General features: G+C 44.9%; 19 protein-coding genes. 9 read left to right on the forward strand and 10 right to left on the reverse strand.

The genetic code is table 11. The annotated features are described in order from the left end of the window. The coding region (locus NDI34_RS24315) for an IS630 transposase-related protein (protein WP_348232470.1) at nt 1–135 on the reverse strand (135 nt) is incomplete at its 3' end. Nucleotides 136–419: 284 nt separating this feature from the next. Next, the gene (locus NDI34_RS24320) at nt 420–515 is read right to left on the reverse strand and encodes a hypothetical protein (RefSeq protein WP_348234087.1); all 96 of its coding nucleotides are present in this window, start codon (nt 513–515) and stop codon (nt 420–422) included. Between the two features lie 412 nt (nt 516–927). On the opposite strand from NDI34_RS24320, the gene NDI34_RS24325 reads away from it, so the two are divergent. Next, entirely contained in the window at nt 928–1,833 is a 906-nt protein-coding gene (locus NDI34_RS24325) for a DUF4394 domain-containing protein (RefSeq protein WP_348234088.1), read from the forward strand. A gap of 79 nt (nt 1,834–1,912) precedes the next feature. Here NDI34_RS24325 and asnS read toward each other — a convergent pair whose 3' ends face one another. Next, a complete protein-coding gene (gene asnS, locus NDI34_RS24330; protein ID WP_348234089.1) occupies nt 1,913–3,304 on the reverse strand; it encodes an asparagine--tRNA ligase in 1,392 nt (463 codons plus the stop codon). Nucleotides 3,305–3,413: 109 nt separating this feature from the next. Next, on the reverse strand, nt 3,414–3,788 hold the full coding sequence (locus NDI34_RS24335) for a DUF2203 domain-containing protein (RefSeq protein WP_348234090.1): 375 nt from the start codon (nt 3,786–3,788) through the stop codon (nt 3,414–3,416). A 37-nt stretch (nt 3,789–3,825) separates the two neighbouring features. On the opposite strand from NDI34_RS24335, the gene NDI34_RS24340 reads away from it, so the two are divergent. Beyond that, nucleotides 3,826–4,107: a DUF6439 family protein gene (locus tag NDI34_RS24340; protein ID WP_190536186.1), complete on the forward strand. Its 282-nt coding sequence runs from the start codon at nt 3,826–3,828 to the stop codon at nt 4,105–4,107. Here the strand turns inward: NDI34_RS24340 and NDI34_RS24345 are convergent. Continuing rightward, entirely contained in the window at nt 4,104–4,553 is a 450-nt protein-coding gene (locus NDI34_RS24345; RefSeq protein WP_190412826.1) for an ATP-binding protein, read from the reverse strand. The two genes, NDI34_RS24340 and NDI34_RS24345, sit on opposite strands and share 4 nt — an antisense overlap. A gap of 447 nt (nt 4,554–5,000) precedes the next feature. Continuing rightward, entirely contained in the window at nt 5,001–6,428 is a 1,428-nt protein-coding gene (rlmD, locus tag NDI34_RS24350; protein WP_348234091.1) for a 23S rRNA (uracil(1939)-C(5))-methyltransferase RlmD, read from the reverse strand. Between the two features lie 75 nt (nt 6,429–6,503). Here rlmD and apcD point away from each other — a divergent pair, with 75 nt between their 5' ends. The 4 genes from apcD to NDI34_RS24370 all read left to right on the forward strand — a co-directional run bounded on the left by apcD (nt 6,504) and on the right by NDI34_RS24370 (nt 9,187). Further along, complete coding sequence (apcD, locus tag NDI34_RS24355; protein ID WP_190429046.1) at nt 6,504–6,989, forward strand: allophycocyanin subunit alpha-B; 486 nt, start codon at nt 6,504–6,506, stop codon at nt 6,987–6,989. Nucleotides 6,990–7,417: 428 nt separating this feature from the next. Beyond that, nucleotides 7,418–7,855 (forward strand): hypothetical protein, encoded by a 438-nt coding sequence (locus NDI34_RS24360; RefSeq protein WP_190429045.1) that lies wholly within the window; start codon nt 7,418–7,420, stop codon nt 7,853–7,855. A 158-nt stretch (nt 7,856–8,013) separates the two neighbouring features. Then, on the forward strand, nt 8,014–8,586 hold the full coding sequence (locus NDI34_RS24365) for a hypothetical protein (RefSeq protein ID WP_348234092.1): 573 nt from the start codon (nt 8,014–8,016) through the stop codon (nt 8,584–8,586). Continuing rightward, entirely contained in the window at nt 8,537–9,187 is a 651-nt protein-coding gene (locus NDI34_RS24370) for a transposase (protein WP_199300601.1), read from the forward strand. Before NDI34_RS24365 ends, NDI34_RS24370 begins: the two co-directional genes overlap by 50 nt. Nucleotides 9,188–9,430: 243 nt before the next feature. Here NDI34_RS24370 and NDI34_RS24375 read toward each other — a convergent pair whose 3' ends face one another. Then, nucleotides 9,431–10,234 (reverse strand): hypothetical protein, encoded by an 804-nt coding sequence (locus tag NDI34_RS24375; protein WP_190527790.1) that lies wholly within the window; start codon nt 10,232–10,234, stop codon nt 9,431–9,433. 204 nt (nt 10,235–10,438) lie between these two features. On the opposite strand from NDI34_RS24375, the gene NDI34_RS24380 reads away from it, so the two are divergent. Together NDI34_RS24380 and NDI34_RS24385 are read left to right on the forward strand one after the other, a co-directional pair. Further along, a complete protein-coding gene (locus tag NDI34_RS24380; RefSeq protein ID WP_190536184.1) occupies nt 10,439–12,031 on the forward strand; it encodes an FkbM family methyltransferase in 1,593 nt (530 codons plus the stop codon). Nucleotides 12,032–12,080: 49 nt separating this feature from the next. Next, a complete protein-coding gene (locus NDI34_RS24385) occupies nt 12,081–13,073 on the forward strand; it encodes an FkbM family methyltransferase (RefSeq protein ID WP_190527786.1) in 993 nt (330 codons plus the stop codon). On the opposite strand, the gene NDI34_RS24390 is transcribed toward NDI34_RS24385, so the two are convergent. From NDI34_RS24390 to NDI34_RS24400, 3 genes are all read right to left on the reverse strand, one after another. Continuing rightward, nucleotides 13,070–15,307, reverse strand: coding sequence for an O-linked N-acetylglucosamine transferase, SPINDLY family protein (locus NDI34_RS24390; protein WP_190536183.1), 2,238 nt, complete (start codon nt 15,305–15,307; stop codon nt 13,070–13,072). The two genes, NDI34_RS24385 and NDI34_RS24390, sit on opposite strands and share 4 nt — an antisense overlap. A 148-nt stretch (nt 15,308–15,455) precedes the next feature. Further along, nucleotides 15,456–16,040, reverse strand: a complete 585-nt coding sequence (locus NDI34_RS24395) for a type IV pilin-like G/H family protein (protein WP_190527781.1) — start codon at nt 16,038–16,040, stop codon at nt 15,456–15,458. Nucleotides 16,041–16,158: 118 nt separating this feature from the next. Beyond that, nucleotides 16,159–17,490: a class I SAM-dependent methyltransferase gene (locus tag NDI34_RS24400; protein WP_190527779.1), complete on the reverse strand. Its 1,332-nt coding sequence runs from the start codon at nt 17,488–17,490 to the stop codon at nt 16,159–16,161. 202 nt (nt 17,491–17,692) lie between these two features. Between NDI34_RS24400 and trxB the strand changes: the two genes are divergently transcribed. After that, the gene (gene trxB, locus NDI34_RS24405) at nt 17,693–19,075 is read left to right on the forward strand and encodes a thioredoxin-disulfide reductase (RefSeq protein ID WP_190986633.1); all 1,383 of its coding nucleotides are present in this window, start codon (nt 17,693–17,695) and stop codon (nt 19,073–19,075) included. Nucleotides 19,076–19,185 lie beyond the last annotated feature (110 nt).

The raw sequence follows: 19,185 nt of genomic DNA on the forward strand, positions 1-19,185 counted from the left end.
TCGCCGCTTCAGCCATAGGTCAATCGTATTGCGACTAATTTGGAACACCTGTGCGGCTTCACTTTTCTTCATGCCGTCTAACTCGATCGCTTGGATCACCTTCTGACGCAGGTCATAACTATAGGGGTTTGCCATGAGCAGCTTGAATAACTTCAGGACAACAGGTGATCTCTACTCTACGTCCTAACTATCTTGGCGGTTGCTATATCTTATCTATTGCCGTTTTGATTCTCGCCTTGGCGGAATATAACAAAGTCTTCGTACTTATGATGCCTCAAAAGCAAGACAACAAAACTGAATAACCCACGAAACTAACGCAATAATAGGGTGGGCAATACCCACCCTATTATTGAAAATATCAAAAGCGATCGCTTCCTCGCCAACCAAGTCAAGAATAAGCGATCGCACTAAATCATCTCTTAAAAATCTACAGTTAATGGCGCACCAGGGAAGGGGATCGCATCCCGAATATTGCTCATTCCGGTCATAAATTGCACTAAGCGCTCAAACCCCAAACCAATCTGACACCGTCTCTGCTAGAACCGAGTTCAACCGCCTCACTGCGCTTTATAAAAACGTGGCTCTAACGAAGGTGTTCTGAGTATTGGTTTTGAAAAGCTTTGTAACTAATGCCACACTGCCTGGAAACACAAACCAAAAACTTCTGTTTTCTGTAGTTTTACCGTGCGTAGTTTAAACAAGCATTTCATCAAAACTTCATCAAAACTTCATCTTTTGAGCCAAAAGAGGCTGCTAATTAAAGAGTTTGTAAAGATGGACTGTGACCGAAAACCGTAGTGATAGTTCCTCCGTACAGTACACAGTCATTGTCAATCACCGTTAAAACTAAGCATATTTGCGTAGTTTTAGTTACTTGTTGAGCTTGGCTGAAAAAACTAGAAAAAATTAGCAGTTGGAGAACTACCCATGAAACTAATTAAGCTTGGTACAGCGATCGCGGCATTAATTGTAGCTACGATGTTCGATCTGCTCGGCGTTGCTAAACCCGCAGAGGCAGCGACCATGAAGCTGATTGGTCTGAACGACGATAACAGCCTAGTTTTCTTTAACCGCAAACTTTCCAAGATTTCTAGCACCGTAAAGATTGCAGGGGTTGATGGGACTGTGCTAGGGATTGACTTTCGACCAGCCGATGGTCTCCTCTACGGTGTCACAGACAAAAACGGTATTTATACCATTGACACCACCACGGGTGCTGCTACTTTCGTGAAGACCCTCAGCACTCCCTTCACGGGAGGATTCGAGTCTGGATTTGACTTCAACCCAGTACCCGACCGCCTGCGGCTTGTCGGTAGCAATGACCAAAACCTTCGCATAAACGTGGACACTGGTGCAGTGATTACTGATGGAACCTTAAACTATGCATCTGGCGATCCCAACTTCGGAGCTAACCCCAATATTACCGCTGCGGCCTACACCAACAACTTCGCTGGGACAACTACAACCGCACTGTACGGAATTGACTTTGCTCTCGACACATTGGTTCAGCAGAACCCACCCAATGCTGGCATCCTGAACACGATAGGCTCCCTGGGTGTTGATTTCGGCGAAACTGGAGGATTTGACATTGTAACGACCAAGAAGGGAGGTAGCATCGTCAATAATGCCTTCGCAGCTTCTGGCTCGAACATTTACAGCATCAACTTGGGCACAGGTGCTGCTACGACACTAGGCACTTTCAGTGGCGGCGGCAATATTGTTGGTCTTGCTGCCACTTCCGTCCCTGAGCCTGGTACTGTTGGCTCTTTGCTCGGTTTCGGTGCGCTTGCCTTACTAAGTCGCAGCCGCCGTCGTGTCAAGTCAGCTAATTAAATATAGTTTCAAGAGTTCATACTTTGCCCTTGTGCTTTTTGGGCTTTCAGTAGAGTGGGTATTGCCCACTCTACTGAACTTAAAAATCTACAGTCAATGGCGCACGAGGGAAGGGGATCACATCTCGAATATTGCCCATTCCAGTCATAAATTGCACTAAGCGCTCAAACCCCAAACCAAAGCCAGCGTGAGGAACCGTGCCATAGCGACGTAAATCGAGATACCACCAATAATCTGCTGGATTTAGCCCTTGAGCTTGAATTCGTCGTTCTAGCACATCTAGGCGTTCTTCCCGCTGCGATCCCCCAATAATTTCGCCAATTTTGGGAGCGAGGATATCCATTGCGCGGACGGTTTTTTCATCGTCGCTCAAACGCATATAAAAGGCTTTAATTTCTACTGGGTAGTCGGTGAGGATGACAGGTTTTTTGAAGACTTCTTCAGCCAGATAGCGTTCGTGTTCTGACTGCAAATCCAAGCCCCATTTGACGGGATACTCGAATTTTTTATCGGCTTTTTCCAAAAGCGCGATCGCATCCGTGTAAGTCAACCGTTCAAACTCGTTGTTAATGATATTGTCCGCCGTAGCGAGAACGGAGTTATCAATTCGCTGGTTAAAAAACTCCATGTCTTCAGGACACGTCTCCAGCACATACTTGAAAACGTGCTTCAGGAAGGCTTCTGCTAAGTCCATATTGCCTTCTAAATCGCAGAAAGCCATTTCTGGTTCTACCATCCAAAATTCTGCCAAGTGGCGAGAAGTATTGGAATTTTCTGCTCGGAAGGTGGGGCCAAAAGTATAAACATTGCTGAATGCCATCGCCATGACTTCAGCTTCCAGTTGTCCGCTGACGGTGAGATAGGCAGGGCGTCCAAAAAAGTCTTTGCTGTAATCAATCTCCTGGGCGTTTGTGCGGGGGATATCCTTCAGGTTGAGGTTGGTGACGGTAAACATCTCTCCCGCCCCTTCACAGTCGCTAGCGCTGATAATCGGAGTATGAACCCAGAGAAATCCTCGCTCTTGAAAGAATTGGTGAATTGCATAGGAACAGGCGTTGCGGACGCGGAACACTGCGCCAAAGGAATTGGTGCGCGATCGCAAATGTCCAATTGTTCGCAAAAACTCAAATGAGTGACGTTTCTTTTGCAACGGATAGGTTTCGGGATCGGCTTCCCCGTACACTTTCACCGTTTCTGCCTTCAGCTCAATCCGCTGTCCTTTTGCCGGAGACTCTACCAGCACACCCGCAACTTCTACAGAAGCACCCGTGTTCAGCTGCTTAATGATGTTTCCATAATCTGACAAATCCGGATTGAGTACAACTTGGAGATTAGCCATTGATGAGCCATCGTTGACTTCAACAAAGGCACATTCTTTCAATTCTCGCTTCGTTCGTACCCAGCCTTTGATCGTCAGCGGCTCATCTGGCTGACCATTTCGCAATATGTCTGCAATCCGTCGAGTCACCATGTTGTTATCTGTTGTTATCTGCTAAGTGAAGGTTTCGATAGTTAAAGGGTTGAAAATTGAGGGTTGAAGCTTTAACTTTCAACTTGCCACCTTTTCAACCTGCTAACCCCTACTTAGCGCAGGACTTCAAGATCCAGCCTACAACAATGCCAAGTCCTGCAAAGCGGACAGCTTGCCAAAAAGGTTCTTTTAAACTGTCCCAAGAAAATAGACGACTTTCTAAGTTAAGTTCTATAGTATCCAGCTCTTCTTTGATGCGCCGCAACTCGACTTGAAGTTGTCGCTGCTGGGAAAGCTTTTGTTCCTTTTTTATCTCGTCTAATCGTTCCTGGAGTTCTGCTTGCCGTTGCTTGTCTTGCTGCACTTGGGCGTAGCGTTCTTTGAGATCGGCAAGCGAAGTCTCAACTTCCAACAGCGATCGCTCAAATTGCTCTTGATCCCCAAGTGGGGGCGATGTATCTGATCCTTTGGGACGGCGCGGCATACAGTAGAGTAGGGATAAATGCGAGTCTATCTTCAGTATGTCTCAACCGACCCAGCTTTCTAAAACCTCTGACTTGAACGAACTAAGTACCCTGGAACTCGCTCAAGCTCTGGCAGAACGTTTGAGTATTCACCCGAATGATTGGCATCGGCTCAAATCTAACCGCAAAGTTCGCGCTGGCGAACAAGCCATCGCCGCACTGGTATTTCTCCTGAAAGATCAACCGGAAGAAGCGTTGGTGCGCTTTCAGCAGGCTTCAGGCTGGCTGGACAAATCTATCTCAGCACCGCCTTGCCCGACTCATGGACACAGCCGTTAGAAAAGCAGGGGTTGCCGGAAGCGATTTTTGACTTGCTTGCAGAGTCTGAGTTCCGTTCCCTGGTGGTTCCAGTGGACTTGATCGAAGATTTGGTGGAGGATACACATCCCTCTGCCGCTTTCTGCTTCGTCGTCAGGGAGATGTTGTTCGGGGTCAGAATGGCAATCACAGGGGGGAGAAAAGCCCGTTCCTTCATCTGAAATTACCCACCAGTATTGTCCTTCTACCATCGAAAAGCGCACGGACACGGTCTTACTGGGATCGAGCTTATTGCCGTGTTTTGCCGCATTGACTAGCGCCTCTTGCAGCCCTAGCCGAATTTCTGCTTGCCACCGGGATGGAATCTGAGCTAACAGAAGATCCAGGACGGGACAAAGGTAGAGGGTAGAAGCGAAGCTTATCGTGCCCCAAGTTCGCCTTACCGGACGCTGTGAGATAGCAATCACTCAAAAAACCTCTAGACTTTCATTCAATAGAATTAACAGTCAGATGCCGAAGGGTATGCGCGTAGCGCTATACAGCTTTGATACGAGTAGTTTTGGACCCATCTTATGCGTACAACATCTCTTGCGTACAATCAGGTGCGTACAATCAGAGGAATCACGTAGATTCGAGATGATGTCCAGGCTTAAATACACCGATCGCCAAGCAATAATCATTGCGTATTTGTCCGGTACTCTCTTTTTTGAATCTGAGGATACCAAATGCATTTTTCCGTTAGATTACTTGGCAAATTGCTAGCTTTCTGACGGATACGAATAACTTGCTAACTTCTGACCTCTAGAGGAGTGCTTTTTATCCTAAAAGTTGTAGGATAAACCACTTTCTCTATTGTAACAAAATCTTCTAAAAAAGCCACCCCGAACCTCAGTCAAGTACACTACAGAGGGCTGTTATTGGCATACAAGAACAGCGGCACATTCAACGTGAGACGTTTGGGGAAAGAAGTCAGCAGGTTGTACGCGGGTTAGCTTATAGCCGCCCGATTGACACAATAATTTGAGATCGCGGGCTAGGGTAGCGGGTTTACAGCTGACGTAGACAATCCGACTCGGCTGAATTTCTAAGAGGGTTTCTAAGACATCACGACCGTCCTTCGGATGTCCTGAGCTAAAGCATCCTTGACGCGGGGGATCGAGCAATACAATATCTGGCTTCACCTCCAGCTTGGGCAACAACGTCTCTACGGTTCCCGTATAAAAGTTTACATTCGTGATGTTATTCAATTGGGCATTGAGAGTCGCTTGTTCGACTGCTTCTGGCTGCATCTCCAAGCCAATTGCCTGCTTTACCTTCTGCGCCAACGGCAAGGTTAACGTGCCAATGCCGCAGTAGGCATCTACTAGCACCTCATTGCCTTGCAGATCCAGTTCATCAGCGATCGCCTGTAACAGCGCTTCAGCTTGCTCTGTATAAACTTGAAAAAAGGTGTCGGGACGCACTTGGAACTGTAAACCCGCGAATTCCTCAAGCAAGTAAGGTTGTCCGGCGATACAGCGGGTTTCCGTGCCAAAAATTGCATTGGTGCGATCGGGATTGCAGTTCAGCGAGACGCCCACTAGCTGGGGGTACCGAGTTAACCACTCCTGAGCTTGAGCATCGATCCCGGCGAGATTCCAATCTTTGACGACCAAGGTTAGCAATATTTCGCCCGTGCGTCGCCCAATCCGCAGCCCCAAATGACGGATTTTCCCTCGGTGAAGTTTTTCGTCATAAATTCCCCAACCCCGCTCCTGGATGTCTTGCTTGACTTCTGCCAGCAAGGGATTCAAACGCGAGTCTTGAACCGGGCATTGATTCAAGTTAATCAGGTGGTGGCTGCCTTTTTGGTAATAACCTGCTTGGACTTGACCCGTAGATGACCGTTTTACCGGATAGGTCGCTTTGTTGCGATAGCCCAACGGATCGGCAACTGCCAGGACGGGATCGACCGTTGGCTGGGCGATCCCGCCAATGCGTTCTAGGGCTTGGATCACCTGATTTCTCTTGGCTTCTAGCTGGTGTTGGTAGTCAATATGCTGCCACTGACAGCCCCCGCACTTATCTGCCACAATGCAGGATGGACGGATGCGATCGCTAGATGCTTCCAAAATCTCGTCCAATTTGCCATGGGCATATTGAGGTTTGACTCGCACTAAGCGTACGAGAACGCGATCGCCCGGAACCGTATCCGGGACAAAAACCACCCGACCTCCCAAACGACCCACCCCGTCACCGCTGTCACTAAGATCGCTGATGATTATTTCCACCAGTTGACCTTGTTGCCAAAGGTCTTCACCCGCCTCGCTAGAACCTGTATTTAGTGATTTTGTTAGTGACATATTATCTCTGTCTCTTTATTTGTGTCCCACGGACTCGTTAAACTACGAATGATATTCTGAATCATCCCGATAATCATGAGTGTAGTTAGCCAAGTTATTCTCAAAGCAGACGACGAACTTCGTTACCCCAGTAGTGGCGAACTCAACAGCATCAAAGACTTTTTGCAAACTGGCGCACAGCGGGTGCGTATCGCCAACACGCTGGCTGAAAATGAGAAAAAAATTGTTCAAGAAGCCAGTAAGCAGCTCTGGCAAAAACGCCCGGACTTCATTGCGCCAGGGGGAAATGCCTACGGGGAGCGGCAACGGGCGCTGTGCCTGCGGGATTACGGCTGGTACTTGCGTCTAATTACCTACGGAGTTCTGTCCGGTGACAAGGAACCGATTGAAAAAATTGGTTTGATTGGCGTGCGGGAAATGTACAATTCCCTCGGCGTTCCTGTCCCAGGCATGGCTGAATCTATCCGTTGCTTGAAAAAAGCCTCCCTCGACTTACTTAGCGAGGACGATGCAATAGCCGCGGCTCCTTATTTCGACTACATTATTCAAGCCATGTCCTGATTCTATCGCTATCAAACAGAACATGCGAGCGCGGGTGAAGAAGAAAGATTCTTCTTCACTTCTTGTCTTTATGCTTGTAGCGACATGCTTGTAACGACAAAAAACCGACAGTCTCTCTACAGAATCTGTCGGCTGGTCGTGTGTTCCCTATTGATGACTCGGCTAGAGTTCAGTCGTCTCTTAGTATGACCACTCAGCCATACAGGGAGAGCGATATCAATCATCTTCTTCTGTGATTGCGATCGCACAAGAAGATCGCTTACGAATGCGTAGGACAAAGTTGCAGGCGCAGTAGTATCTTGCGCGATCGCCCAAAAGACAAAAATCTCCCCAGCCTAAAAAAAGCCTAAAAAGGAGACCATAGTTTGCTAGCTCAGTGTAGACTCTTGGTACAAGATTGATACGCCAAAAGGAGCGCAACGAATGGAATGTCTTTCCTGAAAAGATTGCCTAGGGCAACCCTGGCGTTGCTTCTGGGTACTTATTGCGTATACGGCTGGTTGTTTTCCTTTACATATACCTGGGAGATTTTGCTGTTAGAGATAGGAGTAGCCTTGTTGATAGCTTTGGTTTTAACGGCTCCTATCAGGCTCTTAAGAATCTTTTTTGCCCGTTGGATGAATTCCGATACTAGAGCCTTCCTTTCAGTCATAACCGGAGCTTTGGCTGGGGTCTTTATCCTCACCTGGATTAATATTTTTGCCAATATTTTTGTTCTACTCTCAGCAGGTGCCCTAGCTAGACTAGACCTTCAAACTGCTAAATTCAATGCACTGCAAGCTTTTTGGATTCTCGTTGCCGTATCTTGGAGCGGGTTTGGTTTAGGCTTGATACTAAATCGTTTGTTGCTACATCCATCTTTTTAGCCAACGCCTCCATCAGCTTCTGTCTTGCCTTTAGTAGGCACAAACCATAGATTGCAGCGCTGATTGACTGACAAAAGGGCATGGGACTGGAACAAAAGCTAGGAGGGAAGCAGAGCTTGATTTAAGCTGATGAGTTACCACACTAATCGGTCAAATCAATGTCACCTACTTCCCGTCTTTATGATGCGTTGTGTCCTTATCTGGGTCAATGTGAGATTCCGTGGCAAGATGTGCGCCATCTGCAAACGCTCTGTTGGATGATGATTGGCATAATTCAAAGCCAAAATGTTCATCTCAATAGATTTGAGGTGTATGTCATCAGTCGGGCTAAAGTTGCTCAGTCGCACCAACCACGGTTTCGGCGTTGGTTATCGAATCGACGAATTGATGTTGTTTCAGCCCATCATGCCCTCATCAAGCAAGCTCTCTGCCAGTGGAAGAGCCAACGACTGTATCTGAGCTTGGACACAACCGTAGTGTGGAATTGTTTCTGCATCGTCTGGATTGGGGTGGTGTATCGGGGCAGAACGGTTCCGGTAGCTTGGCGAGTGGTGGCGCAATCGAGCAGTAAGGTACGGTTGTGGACGCTTCAACGGGTGCTGCGGCAAGCGGCACGAGTGATGCCCCCTGGCGTAGCCGTTGTCCTGTTAGCAGACCGGGGCTTTGAGCAATGGCAAGTTGATGAAGTACCTCAAAGAAACCCTGGGTTGGCATTTTCGGATTCGCATTAAGCGCTCATTCCAGTTTCAACTTAAGGGGCAGTGGCGCAAAGTATCGTCGGTGGCGTTGCAACCGGGGCAAGCCTACTTCACTCCTGGGGTTGCAGTCGGCAAAACCAAGCCCTATTCGAGCGTCTATCTTGCATTTGCCCATGATAAGCAAAGTAATGAAACCTGGGTGATTGTGAGTGACGAACCAACCACCCTGCAAACTTTTGCCCAATATCGCTTGAGGTTTCAGGTGGAAGAATCGTTTTTGGACATTAAGTCGAACGGGTTAAAACTGGAAGCGTCAAGGCTGCGGGACAAGTTTGCCCTGTCTCAGTTGTGCGCTGTCATTGCCTTAACAATGTTATTTCTGGTATTACAAGGAGTGCAAGTCGTTGTATCAGGCAAGCGTCGTCAAGTCGATGCTCACTGGCAACGAGGGATGAGTTACCTCAAACTGGGTTGGAACTGGATTCGCCTTGCCATTACACAGCAATGGAAAATTCAGGTTGCTCCGTTTCTCCCTGGTGCACCTGACCCGCAACCTGCCCTTGCTTCCAAGCGACAATACGATGAATCCTGCAAGCGTGAATTTACGGTCCTCACCCGCATTCCTGCTTCTTAATTTTGTCAGTCAAGCAGGATTGCAGCCTATCGCGCCTTTAATTTCTCTCAATGGACACTGTAAATACCGTCACACAGGGCAAGTCAATGGGTGCTAGATTTCTGGAAACTAGAGTAAGCGTTTAACTGTCCTCTTGCTCTACAGCAGTCTTGCTGTGGGGCAGTTTTGTTTTTAACACCTACGAAGGAAAGTTAAAGAGAGCGATCTCATCTCTTCTGGTAAAGTCTACCTGCGCGGTATCCCTTAATCTTGCTCCGGTAGCTGAACCTGCACTCCGCCTTCCGGCGTAATAATGACTTTACCACCCAGCGCCTCAATCCGACTGATAGCAATCTTGCGCGTGCGATCGTCAATAACTGGATTTGTTAACACCAAAATCCAGCCAGACACTTGAGCCTTTCTGCTATTAGGGTTGCGAACTAAAAACTCAGATGTTTGGCGAGAAATTTCTGCTACTGATTTGCTTTCTGGATCGGAATAAACCTTCGCCCATTCCACTGCCTTCTCAAAGGATTGCCTTGCCGCTTGAGCATTTCCTAAAAACAACAATTCGTCCATCCCTTTGTAACGCCAAATAAAATAAGACTTGGGTGGAACTTGAGGAGTAAGTGACTTTAGCCCTTTTTCCATCAAAGCAACAGATCGTTCTGGCAGCGCTGCGTATAAAGAACTACTAGCTGAAAGAAAAAGATACGCTTCCCGAAATCTGGGATCGCGGTTTACTATTATTTCAAAATATTCTGGGCTGAGGGTATAGCCAGTAACTTTACGAACTTCATCATCACCAAAATACTGTGCAAATCCAAGAAATACCCAGTCGGCCAAAAGATTATCAAATCCAAAGTCCGGAAATTTCTGGAGCAAATTGAGACGGATGTTTTCTGCTTCTACTTCTTTTTCTAGTTCTTCTGCTGAGGCAATTTTTGCTTTTGAACTTAGTTTATTTAATTGAGGTATCTGTAATACTCCAATTGCCAAAACACACAGCAGGGCTAAGAAGGACGCACCTACTAGTTGACTGAAGCTTTGACGAAATCGAGAAAGCATTTATATCACCTGCTTAAAAGTAAAAAAGTATAACTAGTCTTTTAAAAGTTTAAAGTTTTTTCTTTATCGTTTGTAGCTGTATAAATAATATAATAAGATTGATTAAGTTTTTATAATAAATATGATATTTTCTTCTAGAAGTATATTAGTTTAAGATGATGATAGTCTAACTTTGATAAGAAATGATAAAAACTGAGTTGGAGTATGGCAACTTCTTTGGCTTCTGCTGATGCATATTGGAAATATCTCGAAAAGGCTTGTATTTGCCTCGATTCAAATGTGCGATCGCGTATAAACACCATTCTTGATGGTACTTCTTGGGATGACCCCACATCCGCCTTAGATTTAAATAATATTGCAGTAGTGGCACTCATTGAGGCAGAACAGTCTCACGAGCCATCTGTGCGTTCGCTTTATGTTGAGATGGCTTTAGAGGCCTTAAATAGGGGGGCAGAGTTGGATGGTAATCCCCTCTGCACAGCTCATCTGGCTCTAGTCCTAGCCATGATTGGAGAAAGCGAACAAGCGATGCAGACAGCTTTTTCTACCTTTGTTGCTACCCTCCAGCCTGCTTATATCAATGATAAACCAATTGCTCTAGGTATAGTATATCTACCTCCTACTCCCACTAGCTTAATAGATTTCCAGTATGAGAAACTAGCTCAAATTCTGCAAATTGAAGATGGCTATTCTCAAGCACTGTTGTTATTCAGTGAAATTTTGTGTTGGGCAACTCTCGTCTTTTACAATAAAACAGGACTACGATTATTAAATTTAGCTGCTCAACTATCACCCGATTCCCTTGCAGTTAATCTAAAACTGGGAATTTCTAGTTTGATGAATAATCAATGGGAAGGACTCTTGTATTTAAACCGCGCTAGGCAAAAAGCAGCAAATTCGGCAATTATTCTGCAAGCGCTACATTTAGCTTATCGAGATATACAACAGATAGAACCTGCTGGTTTATGGCTAGAAATTGGGCGAAATATCAGCAAGAAAATGCCAGGTTCTGTAGAGTGGAAATGGACTAATAAAGAAGCTGACAGTTTACTAACTTATGTACCTTTCGAGGGCAAATTATTATTAGCGGTTGAACCAAGTTTACGCAGTATTGTAACCAGCGTACTGATTGCTGAAGGAGACTGGTTCGAGAAAGAAATGGAGTTTTGGCGAAACTGGATAAAACCCGGTATGACGGTTATCGATGTGGGTGCGAATGTAGGAGTATATACTTTCAGCGCTGCTTTAAAGGTGGGAGCGGAAGGATGCGTACTAGCTGTTGAACCTTTTTCAGGCTGCGTTCGTTGTTTGCAAGAAACCTGTAAAGTTAATGACTTAAGTTGGGTTAAAGTTTGTGCAGGAGCAGCAAGCGATCGCAATGGCACAGCCCGATTGTCTCTCCATGCTGCTAGTGAACTTAACGAAATAGTTTCTAGTGATGCAGAAGCAACAAACCAGCATGGTAATTTTGAGGAAATTGACTGCTTTTCTCTTGACAGTCTAATTGAACGCGAACATGTCAAGCAGGTTGATTTATTGAAAATTGATGCTGAAGGACATGAAATGAAAGTGTTAGAGGGAAGCAGCCAGATTCTCAGCGAATTTACTCCTGCTATACTTTACGAAAATATTGCAGGTAGTAAAAGCAGTAATCTAGCTGTTGCCGATTTTCTGACATCCAGAGGCTATCAACTATTTCGATATCAGCCTTACCTACAGCAGCTTATTCCAGTTAATTCTGCTGAAGATTTGCAAGGTAAATTGAATATAATTGCTTTGCACACCCAGGAATTATAAAACCTCAGTCGTTAATAATTATTAAACACTCAAAAGCGAGGAATATAAAATGTCAGTTTTTCTTTCCAGTTTAAAGAAAAGCGGTCACTTGAATCAGCTCCATCTAACTATATGTAATGTTGGTTCTCGTAAATTAGGAAGTCACGATGACTACACCAGCCTTGGCTGGGATATCTTTGCACCTCGGCTCACTATATACGGATTCGATGCAGATGTAGATGCTTGTGATGAAGCGAACGCTGAGCTTGAAGCTAGACAAATAAATTGGACAGAAAAACACATTCCCTTAGCACTGGGAAATTCTGTAGGAGAGTCTACACTCTATGTAACCAAACATCCCATGTGTAGTTCCTTATATCCACCCAATGAACCATACTTAGCTAGGTTTGGCGGACTTCCAGAGTTAGTAAATTTAGATTTTACTCTAGAAATTGAAACCACAACTTTAGATGCTTTTTGTCAAACAGAGGGAATCCAAGAGATTGATTTTCTTCAGGTTGATGTTCAGGGTGCGGATCTGCAAGTTTTGGAAGGAGCTTCTGAGATATTAAAACGCAGTACTCTGGCTGTTCAAGTTGAAGTTGAATTTTCTCATTTATACGATAAACAGCCTTTGTTTGCGGATGTAGACACTTATCTCCGAAAAAAAGGCTTTACATTATTTGACTTAGCTACTTCTTATCGTACTCGTGCGCGATCACCTATTCATTCAAGAGTTCGTGCTGGACAATTACTTTGGGCAGATGCGTTTTACTTCCGAGATTTGATTAGAGAGGATATCAGTATCCCTTTAAAAACACCAAAGCAAATTTTTAAGTTAGCTTGCATGGCCGATATAATGAATTTTCCAGATTATGCTCTGGAACTATTGGAGTATTTGACTCTGCAATATGGAACTGATGCAAATTATAATTTTGCTAACAATATCATTGAGAGTTTGGCTCAATTTCCTGGGCTGATACAGCAAGGATTAGGTTCCTTGCCTATTGTGGAAAAAATTCGCGATCGCGTTAGTGGCGATGTTCAAGGTTTGCTTGCTTAAGTACGATTGCCTTGAGTATACTTTTCCCACATCTGCTCGTAAGCCTTTTCCATTTCGCGGGTGAACTGCTTAGCATTCCACAAAGGAGCTGTTTGCCGCGATTGTTTCAGTTTCCAAGCAACTTGTTGCCGCAAAACTGCATCTTTCCCTAAACGAACTCCCCATTCTACATATTCTTCATCCGTCCAAGCGATACCTTCTGTTATACCTGCATTTATCATCATGCCGTAGCTGTTACGTGCAGAAAATTGCTCACCCACTCGCGTTACCAAAGGAATACCCATCCAGAGTGTTTCTAGAGTAGTTGTAGCTCCGTTGTAGGGATAAGTATCCAGTACCACATCAGCAACACCCAGGTTAGCTCGATGAACTTCTTCTGAAATGTCAATTGGCATAAATTTCAGGCGAGCGCAATTCACACCCTCCTCTACAGCAATCTTTTCAAAAAAAGTTCGTGAAGATTTTTCATCAGATGGGCCTTTGATCAGAAAATAGCTATTCGGTACTTCTTTGAGAATCCTCATCTGTAGTCGTACATTATCGGGGTTCCGTTTATACCCCTTCTGTGCAACAAAGTACACAACAGCATCATTGGGAATATCTAGCTGATCGCGCCGCAGAGTAGGCGCAGCTACTTCAAACCCATCAACTGCGACATAGGTATTGGGCAGCCGCCAAATAGTTTCTGTATAGTGTTCCTGAGCATAATCAGGCAGAACATAAGGATCTGCAATAAAGTAGTCAATGGATGGTAACCCTGAAGCATCCCATCCTAACCAACTTACTTGAATTGGAGCAAGCTTTCTGTTAAAAATTTGACACGTATGCCCAGATGTAATACTATCGAGATCGACTAGAATATCAAGTTCATCCTCCTCCATTTGCTTAAGAATTTCTAAGCCGAGAACATCAGCACGGTAAGCACGATCGCTGTTACCAACAAACCAATTTTGAGTAAAATCATCAATCGATAAATAGCCTACCAGATAAGTGTGAATTTGGAACCGTTCCCGATCGTGATGCTTAAATAGCCAGCGAGATATCCAGCCTACCGAGTGTCTTCTTAGGCATTGAGAAACATAGCCAATTTTGAGAACTTTTTTCTTTTTAGTTAATATTTGAGTAGAAGGCACCTTTTGATTTTCTTCTACTCTTGCTGCTTCTTTTATTGATTTTTGATGATTTTCATAGCAAATCTGAGCAATCTTATTTTGAATCAAGCGATTATTAGGAAGGTCATCTTTGAAGTATGGGGCAAAAAATGGTGTGACCAAAAGAGATGGTAAATAGTCTACGTTTATATTTAGTGGCCATTCTTTTATAAGTGAAAGCAGCAGTTCTTTATGTAATGCAAATGTCAAACACGATTCTTCCCAATACCCCGATGCAGACATCAATGCTCTAATTATTAGGTAATTGCTGTAAACCTTTTCTAGTAAAGATGTAGATGACTCATAGCAGTGCTTTGCTGTTTCTATACCTTTATCGTATTCATAACAGTTTTGATAAAAAACTGTTAGCTGCGACTGAATCTGAGGAAGGTTATTACATCTATCTAGACACAATTCAGCATAGCGCGATGCTATTTTAGGTTGGTTTCCAGAGTAAGCAATTTTTATACAAGTAAGTATCACAATATCAATTATTGTTTGAGGCTCATTACCATAGTTTATGCAAGCCTCAGTAAATGCGAGAACTGCCGGGTCAGCATAGGCATAAGTCATAAGGCTTACTAAAACTTGTTGCAATAAATTAAACTCTACATTGCATTCCTTTTCCTGCAACAACTCAATGATTCCTGATTCTGTTATATCTTTACCTGTAAAGTTTTCCAGTTGAATAGAAAGTAAAATAATATGTAAGATATTGTTAGCATCTGTTGGAGCAATTTCCCGGATATGTTGGCGGATAGCCCAGGCAATTTGATAATCTTCAATAACTTCTCGTCGCTCTGCTTCTGTTAGCAGAACTTGAACCAATTCCGCTGTCCACAGCTCTATTTCTTCTAGTTCTCCCTCTGCAATTCCCAGCATCCAAGTTGTCTGAGCCTCAGCTTCCTGCCCCTGCAACAGAAGCATTAATCCCAAAAGCCAGTAATAAGCCTTTACTTCAGGTTCAACTGAAATTGCTGTCTCGTAAAGGTCTGCTGCTTTGCTATAAAATCCTTGAAGTAGGTATTGATTTGCTTGTTTTTGCCAATCCGTAGCAGTTGTTACAACTTGTGAAGAAGTCATAAAATTTTAAATTTTAGTATTAACTAACGTATGTTTATTTTAAGTCCGAATTCTTAAAAAATAAGTGGGTGGGTAAATCTATACCACCCACTTATTTTGTCAAGTTCAACCTACTGTTTCCGTCATGCAGGTATTTGTTGGATAGTAATTACTGTGTACCACCAACTTGAACTTGGTTAGTATTGCATCCGGCACCAGCAGCAGTACCAGTACCAACGAGGGGAGTTGTACCAAAACCGCCAGCTGTTTTGCTCTCACACAAAACGGCAACGCTTGTGTACTCACCAGCACCAGCAGCAGTGCCAGTACCAGCCAGAATCAGGGATACATAGCCAGTATAGTTTTTCAGAGGTGCAGTAATGTTGGAAGGTATACTAGAATAGCTTGACGCGTATGAACCAGTGCCTGCACCAGCGGTAGATGCACCGTATATATAGTTGACAGTTTGGGTTTTGATGCCAATGCCCGAAGCCGGGATAGCTGCCGAACCACCACCGATGAAAACGCTTTTTTCCGTGAAGTTTGCCTGCTGAGCTTTATTCAGGGAACCGACGTAAGTCTTGGCTTCAGACTGCTTGCCCTTGTTGGCTTGGCTAAGGAAGGACGGCAGAGCAATGGCAGCCAGAATACCGATAATGATGATAACGACGAGTAGTTCAATCAGGGTGAAACCTTCGTCCTGCTTTTTCTGGTTGAGGTGTTGCAGAAATTTGGCTTTCAGTTCGGTCTTCATGAGCGTTTCTCCTTGGGGTGGGGGATGCTTGACTTGTACTCCTAGATGTAACTTACCCACATCCGATCAATTTCATATCATCCTCCGCAAAAAATTTTGGTTACCGTTTCCAAAGCTCTTACGCAGATAGTTCTAAAAGTACATAGCGAAAGAAATCTAGCTTGCTGAGAAGTTCTTTCACTTCGTTGAGGGCTTCCATGAAGGTCACAGGTTCCAAGGTTACAGGGTTCAGCGGTTTTACCTTAAGCCAGCGTTCCGTCAGAAATTTAACAGGCTTTGGCTCTTCCCACAGGGGTAGCAAGCAAATTAGTATACTACTGTCTATCTGGACAGGAGCCATAGCTGGGTGGGTGACATAACCGCTAATTTCAAAAGCTTTCTGCTCCACAAGGCACTTTAGAAGGTCTTCCTTGACCTGAGAAGTCCTTAGTTGAGGATGTAGATGTACCTTAGCGGCTTGCCAATCCGATAATTCCCACTGTTCAACTGGCGTGAACGAGTCTGCGTGACTCGAATGACCGCACCAAAAATCCAACAACCGATGAACTGGGTGCATAAGTTCAAAAAGATGCAGCCGTTCCTCTGTAGAAACTTCTGGTAAACTCATCCCCCAAAAAGCTGGCAAATTTTCTGGCTCATTAAATAAGTCAGTGACATCCCAGTGTCGCCAGTTCACCATGCTGATAAATTCTAGGTCTGCTGCTCTCAGAGCAGCGAACAAATCAGGAATCGTGTAACCTTTATCACCTTGGAACAGATAGTTCATCAACACCCCCTCTTTGCCATCTTCTTTTTCATAGCTGGGATTCCAAGTTTTAGCTTTTATGTCAACACCGTCTTTTAAAGCCTTCATGGTTTCTACAGCAATTTCTATTTCCATCTCCTCTGGGTTACTATCCATTAGCCCCATCATCTTGAAAACTTCTTGGGTACGATAATGGGTAAATCTTTGCAAGGAACTATGCAAATTACTGCGAATAATACCTTTTGGCTTTAGTATAGATTTCAGGGCGGCTAAGCCAACAGATATATCTGGGAACAAATAAAGAAGCTCATCACAATTAATATAGTCAAATTTTAAACGTAGTTTTGGTAAGTCATAAAGAGAGAGAATGTGAAACTCTGTATTTTCAAAACCATGATATGTTAGGCGTTGTTGTGCTAATTTGATTGACTCTTCTGATATGTCTATGCCAACTATTTTTGCGCCTGGATTTGCTTCTGCTAATATTAAGGTTTTGTAGCCAGTACCACAACCTGCATCTAAAATTAATTTTTCTTTAGTATCTATAATTTTTTGATTTCTTAAGTAGTAAGGTGTTACTAAATTATGAATAAAAAGATAGTTAGGATTATCCTTAGGAGATTTATCTATTGGAATTCTGGGATAGGGTCCAAAGTCAAATTGCTGACGAATTCTTTCTAGTAACTCTGATGCTTGGTCGTTCATGCGGAATACTTCCTGATACTGGAATTTTAAACATTTGGGAAGCGGGTCAAAATATAGTTAATGCCAGCACTCCCCCTTCAAGGGTTCCCATTCATGGGCAAAAATATACAGCTAGCGAAAGTTTCTTACGCTCATCGCCTCCCCATCCTCCCAAACCGCTATACTAGACTAAGCGTAGTCGTTATGAGTTTGTATAATTACCATGACCAACCCAACAGTAGAGAACTTGGTGATTATTGGTTCTGGCCCTGCGGGATATACCGCTGCTATCTATGCGGCGCGGGCGAATCTGAAACCCTTTGTGTTTGAAGGCTTTCAAGCTGGGGGGCTACCTGGTGGGCAGCTGATGACCACGACGGAAGTGGAGAACTTTCCGGGGTTTCCAGAAGGGATTACCGGACCAGAATTGATGGATCGGATGAAGGCTCAGGCTGAGAGATGGGGGGCTGAGTTAGTTACCGAGGATGTGATATCGGTGGATTTGAGTCAGCGTCCTTTTACTGTTCGGTCTGAGGAACGAGAAGTTAGAACTCATAGTATTGTAATTGCTACGGGGGCGACGGCGAAGAGGTTAGGGCTGCCCAGCGAGCATGAATTTTGGAGCCGGGGGATCTCGGCTTGCGCGATTTGTGATGGTGCGACGCCTATCTTCCACGGTGCGGAACTGGCTGTGGTTGGTGGGGGTGACTCGGCGGCTGAGGAATCAGTTTACCTGACTAAGTATGGCGATCGCGTTCATATGCTGATTCGCGGCGACAAGATGCGGGCAAGTAAAGCGATGCAGGATCGGGTGCTGAATAACCCTAGAATTACCGTTCACTGGAACTCTCAGCCTGTGGATGTTGTCGGTGAAGATGGTCGGATGACCGGGATTAAGCTCAAACATACTCAAACGGGTGAAGAGAGTGTTCTCCCTGTTAAAGGATTGTTCTACGCGGTTGGTCATCAGCCCAACACCTCCCTATTTAAGGGACAGATGGAATTGGATGAGGTTGGTTATATCGTCACGAAGCCTGGTTCGGTGGAGACGAGTGTAGAGGGCGTCTTTGCTGCGGGTGATGTCCAGGATCGTGAATATCGTCAGGCGATTACTGCGGCGGGTACTGGGTGTATGGCAGCAATGTTGGCGGAACGATGGCTATCCGTTAATGGTTTGCTCCAAGAGTATCGTCAGCAGATACATACGTCTGAAGAGCCAGATACACCGGCAGATGAACCGGGTGATAAGATAGCTGAGCTGAATCCAGAAGCGGCGTTTAACCCGCAAGCGACGCGGCATGAGGGTAGCTATGCGCTGCGGAAGCTATTCCATGATAGCGATCGCCTGCTGATGGTCAAATATGTCTCGCCCAATTGCGGGCCTTGCCATACGCTAAAGCCGATCTTAAATAAGGTGGTGGATGAGTTCGATGGCAAAATCCACTTTGTAGAAATTGACATTGCGGAAGATAGAGACATTGCCGAGAATGCTGGTGTTACCGGAACGCCTACAGTGCAGTTCTTCAAAAACAAAGAATTAGTGGGTGAGATGAAGGGCGTTAAGCAAAAGAGCCAGTTCCGCCAAATGATTGAGCAATATGTCTAGGGCGTGTCATCAATTAGATAAGCTAGAGCAAGAGAGAGAAGAAAAGGCTGAGCAATGACACGACGGTATGCCCTGCGCGATGACCAATGGGAGCGGCTCAAAGACTTGTT

This window comes from Trichocoleus sp. DQ-U1 (genome assembly GCF_039961925.1).
Classification (GTDB): domain Bacteria; phylum Cyanobacteriota; class Cyanobacteriia; order Cyanobacteriales; family FACHB-T130; genus FACHB-T130.